We start from the raw sequence: 4,302 nt of genomic DNA on the forward strand, positions 1-4,302 counted from the left end.
TGAATAGCTCATCGTTTATGGTTAGCTTGGGGGACAATCACCTGATTCGATTTTTGGTTTGATTACGGGATCACTTGGACTGAAATGCGCGATGACCGAGAACTGATGAAGTTGGAAGGTGCTGAAGCAATTGGTCAACTACAAGATCTCGCCAATCTGGTTAAATACCGAATTCGTCCTTCAGAATCTCACCCTGCCCTTAAGTTACCACTGTCGTGACCTTAGAACTGAGTAAGGCAAAACAGGAATCCAACCAAGATTGCTAAACACAGATATATAGCACAGTTTTATCTATATAATAATTCTGTCTATCTGTGTTTTGATCAACATCAACAGGGAAAGGTAAAAATTAATGGCTAGCTAATTCATGGCTGGCTAATTGAGTGTTGAACGTTAACATTTGACTGTCAACACTCAAATGGAAATACTTCACCGAAAGGAAAAGCCCATATAGTGCTGTACCAACCGCTAAGACTGACGGCTAAGAGCAGCATTGTAAACCTTCTCATTTTGTTGGACCGACTTCCACAAATCCACTACAGGCTGAGGATAGTCTACACCTATTCTTAGCCCATAGCGCTTTTGCTCATCCGATGATAATGTCCAGGGTTCATGGACTTTCTTGGCAGGGACAGAAGTAAGTTCTGGTAGCCAATGTTTGACGTATTTTCCCTGGGGATCATAATCTTTGGATTGTTTCTGAATATTAAAATAGCGAAAACCACGAGCATCATTGCCTACCCCAGCTGTGTAGTTCCAGTTGCCCCAATTGCTACACACATCATAGTCAATCAAGAGCGACTCAAACCACTCCGCTCCCATCTGCCAGTTTATCCCCAGATTCTTGGTCAGGAAACTGGCAACATTTTGTCTACCCCGATTGGACATAAAGCCTGTGGCTGTTAATTCCCGCATATTAGCATCCACTAGGGGAAAACCAGTCATTCCCTCAGTCCACAGGTCAAATCTCTTCCAGTCTTCCTTCCATGGTATGGTTACCCCTTGTAATCCAGATTGGCGAAACACTCGATTACCATGCTTGGCACAGATAAATCGGAAATAGTCGCGCCACAGTAACTCAAACACTAACCAATAGGTGGAGTCGTTTTTAACCCGTTGTGTTTCGTACTCCTGAACCTGTTGATAGATATAACGAGGCGATAGACAACCCAAAGCTAGCCAGGGGGAGAATTTGGAGGAGTAATCTGCTCCCAACATGCCATTTCGGGTTTGTTTGTAACGCTTAAGACAGTCTTTTTCCCAGAAGTAGTGATCTAGTCTGGCTAGTCCAGCTGCTTCCCCACCTTTGAAGTTTAACACTGCCCGTTGATCACGGACTGGTGGCTCAAGTCCCAAGTCACCTAACTCAGGCAGTTCACCAACATCTACATTAGGTAAGGGTGGTAGAGTTTTGGGAGTGGGGAAGGTGGGATAAACTGTAGAAGATTTCTCCACCTGCTTGCGAAATTGGGTAAATACTTCGGGAATGTGGCGAATACCAAAAGGCAATTCATTGATATGGAATAGGGTAGAGCCCCAAAATGACTTAACTTTTACGCCAATTTGAGCAAGCGCTTTTTTGAGGGCGGATTCGACAGCTAACTCTTCTGAGGTGACTTCCCGGTGATAGTAAACTGCGGAGATTCGTAGTTCTTTTGCTAAAGATGGAATAATCTGTTCCGGTAAACCCCGGCGCACCACTAAATTACTACCAAGATTACTACCAAGGGATTTACCAAGATCGGCAGCGTTAAGCGATCGCAAAGAATTCCGCAAGTCCGCTACACTTTCGAGCAAAAACTGAGCGCGAAATGCACCGGTTTTTGGGAAACCAAAGGAGGTAGTACCAAATTGTCGGTCATCAAAGCAGTACAGGGGGATAATTTGAGCTTTTTCCTGGACAGCTTGATAGAGTGGCTCATGGTCATGGATCCGTAAATCGTTGCGATACCAGATCAGGATAAGTTTTTGATTCACAGTGGCTGAGGTCGGTTCTGTTTGATTTTGCCAAGATCCACGAAAGCGCGAAAATGACATTAAGGCGTAGCCCTGATGTCATTTGGTTTGTGGTGCTTTTTGTAGTTGCAGATTTTTGTAGTCCGATGGGATGGCATCCCGCAACTGCTCGCTTGTGTTCGCGCTTTAGTGCGCTTTTTCACTCTACCAGAGTAACCCTTGCTGAGCAATTTTTATACTGTGTCTCGGCGTTCGAAAAACAGAACATAAAACCAAAACTAGATTTTGAAAATCCAGGATTCAGTAATGCTCCTAACTCTGGCAATTTGGCGCTTAGTAATGGCAAACTTTTTAGGCGCTTTGATGGGGCGAAATAAAACAGTGATTAGAACCAAGAATTTGGTTTTATCGATGATTTGCTTGAGATGAGTGCTGTGTCATAGCGATAGCTGGGACAATGTCATCTAGTGTGATGTCAAACATGAGGGTGAAGCGAGCATCTGGTATTAAGCAGCGCAGTGCTTGCAGATGGGCTTCTGCTTGATTGCGGCGGTGAAAGCGAGCGACAACGATTCGCTGGCATTTAGGCAGATGGCGGATGATGCGCCAAGGAAATAGTTCGTCTTTATAGCTCATTGATGCACTCCTATTAATTGCTTGTTGTATTTTAGAAAAAGTTTTGTAGTCCCATCTTCATCGAATAGACTGATAGGTTACTTACAGATTTAATTCGACAGATTTAATTCGACAGACTTAATTCCAATACATAGTGTAATTATGTTAATTAAGTTATCAAGTGTCTATGCTTAAAATAAGCTTCTGATCGCGTAGCGTGGCCTTTAGGCCAATCTAACTTGGGTGTGTAGGCAATCAGCCCAAGGAATGAGAAGCATATAGATAACACAAGGAGAATATAAAATCCTAGTCAACAAACATGCTAACGCCGAGCAGCATTAAGAAACTAGACAAATTGGCCAAAAGCTTGAAGAGCAGTCGCAGCGAGTTGGTAGAGCAGTTTGCTAGAAATCAAGACAATCCTAGTCTGGTTGCCCAGACACAAATGCTGGAGGCGCGACAATCGCGGGAATTTAATTGTTAATGGTAAGAGCGCACCTAGGGTATTTTTGACTCATAGATCCAATCAGGTTGGAATCCCACGGCAGAAGCGGAAGTAAATATTAAGGAGCTCAAACGGCTATTAGAGGAGTTGCAAAAACGACAAACATGCAAATTTTGCCAACAATCCGGAAGTCTGCGGTGACCTTAGAAGATCATTAGTGAGATGTATCTAATGCGATTGACCAAAGGTCACGCTAAAAGCGATCGCATACCCTTTCCATCGTATATCGTTCCAGGTTGGCAAAAGATGCCTTAGGTGATCCTGTAGGCATGAACGCTCAACTAAAAAGTGCTAGCCCAAAGCATATTTTAAGTCATTTCATGGTACAGTTTCGCATGAATAAACTCTTCCGATGTCTTGGTGCGCGTTCCCATGGCGAGGGCACCTTGCCGGGGTCGCACCGCTACCTAGGAATTATTGTCACTCTTATCTTGAATAGTATTTGGCTACAATCCTGTACCCCTAAAATTACTCCCTGTGTCATTCAAACTGAAGAAGCTCGAAGTATAAGTGTGCAGTCTAATGAACCTATCTATAACGAGATTTTTGGCAATCAAGAATGCTCACCTCAAAAGCTTGTCTTGAGAGTTCCTGTCAACTCAAAACCAGAAATTAAAGATAGCAATAGTTTACTAGATCAGAGATATACTCCCAATATTATAACATTATTGACATTTTCTAATCAAGCTAAAAGTTTTTATATCCGACGTATTGATAACTATCAAGAGGGATGGGTTTATAAAAAAGCTAGTTGCTTAGCTTGGAAATGGTCTCGAGAAGATGAGCAACAAGTTCTAAATTTAAGTCTGGAAAGAAATCTCCAAATTCGTGATCCTAAAATTAAAAGTGTTATTTTAATCGTTTCGTTACCCTTTGAAATCAAAGATGCTCAACCGAATGTCAATCTTAACATTTACACCTGGGACTTATTTGAAGGAATTTATTATTTTAAACTCAAAAATTATCCAAATTTAAAAGAAATTTTAAGACAAAAGGATAGAAGAAGCATTCAAGCAAGTAAGGCATTTCGGGATGGTCAAACTGTTAAAACTGAAATTCAACAAGAATTAAACCAGATCGATGATATAGGTGGGATTAATCTTGATAATTACTTTGAGTCAATCCTGAAGGAAGAATACCTCGAAAAATATACTCCTAGTTCAGAAGATACCTATTGCAAAGTACCGGATGATTTCAAAAAAAATAACGTTTTAAACTAATATAAT

4 protein-coding genes and 1 pseudogene are annotated in these 4,302 nt (G+C 41.7%); 3 read left to right on the top strand and 2 right to left on the bottom strand.

The window, feature by feature from the left end; all coding sequences use genetic code 11:
- Positions 1 to 219: pseudogene (locus F6K52_RS32975) on the top strand (DUF1815 family protein); the annotation flags it as partial.
- Positions 220 to 468: 249 nt separating this feature from the next.
- On the opposite strand, the gene F6K52_RS32980 reads toward F6K52_RS32975, so the two are convergent.
- Complete coding sequence (locus F6K52_RS32980) at positions 469 to 2,037, bottom strand: DASH family cryptochrome (protein ID WP_293088821.1); 1,569 nt, start codon at positions 2,035 to 2,037, stop codon at positions 469 to 471.
- A 324-nt stretch (positions 2,038 to 2,361) separates the two neighbouring features.
- A complete protein-coding gene (locus F6K52_RS32985) occupies positions 2,362 to 2,592 on the bottom strand; it encodes a hypothetical protein (RefSeq protein WP_293088824.1) in 231 nt (76 codons plus the stop codon).
- Between the two features lie 298 nt (positions 2,593 to 2,890).
- Here F6K52_RS32985 and F6K52_RS37165 point away from each other — a divergent pair, with 298 nt between their 5' ends.
- Both F6K52_RS37165 and F6K52_RS32990 read left to right on the top strand, forming a co-directional pair.
- A complete protein-coding gene (locus F6K52_RS37165) occupies positions 2,891 to 3,055 on the top strand; it encodes a ribbon-helix-helix protein, CopG family (RefSeq protein WP_364420917.1) in 165 nt (54 codons plus the stop codon).
- Between the two features lie 257 nt (positions 3,056 to 3,312).
- A complete protein-coding gene (locus F6K52_RS32990) occupies positions 3,313 to 4,296 on the top strand; it encodes a hypothetical protein (RefSeq protein WP_293088827.1) in 984 nt (327 codons plus the stop codon).
- Positions 4,297 to 4,302 lie beyond the last annotated feature (6 nt).

It is taken from the genome of Moorena sp. SIO3H5 (assembly GCF_010692395.1).
In the GTDB taxonomy this organism is placed as follows: domain Bacteria; phylum Cyanobacteriota; class Cyanobacteriia; order Cyanobacteriales; family Coleofasciculaceae; genus Moorena.

Excerpts from the sequence above, each read along its gene's own strand:
- F6K52_RS37165 (WP_364420917.1), top strand. The coding sequence starts at position 2,891 with ATGCTAACGCCGAGCAGCATTAAGAAACTAGACAAATTGGCCAAAAGC.
- F6K52_RS32980 (WP_293088821.1), bottom strand. The coding sequence starts at position 2,037 with ATGTCATTTTCGCGCTTTCGTGGATCTTGGCAAAATCAAACAGAACCG.
- F6K52_RS32985 (WP_293088824.1), bottom strand. The coding sequence starts at position 2,592 with ATGAGCTATAAAGACGAACTATTTCCTTGGCGCATCATCCGCCATCTG.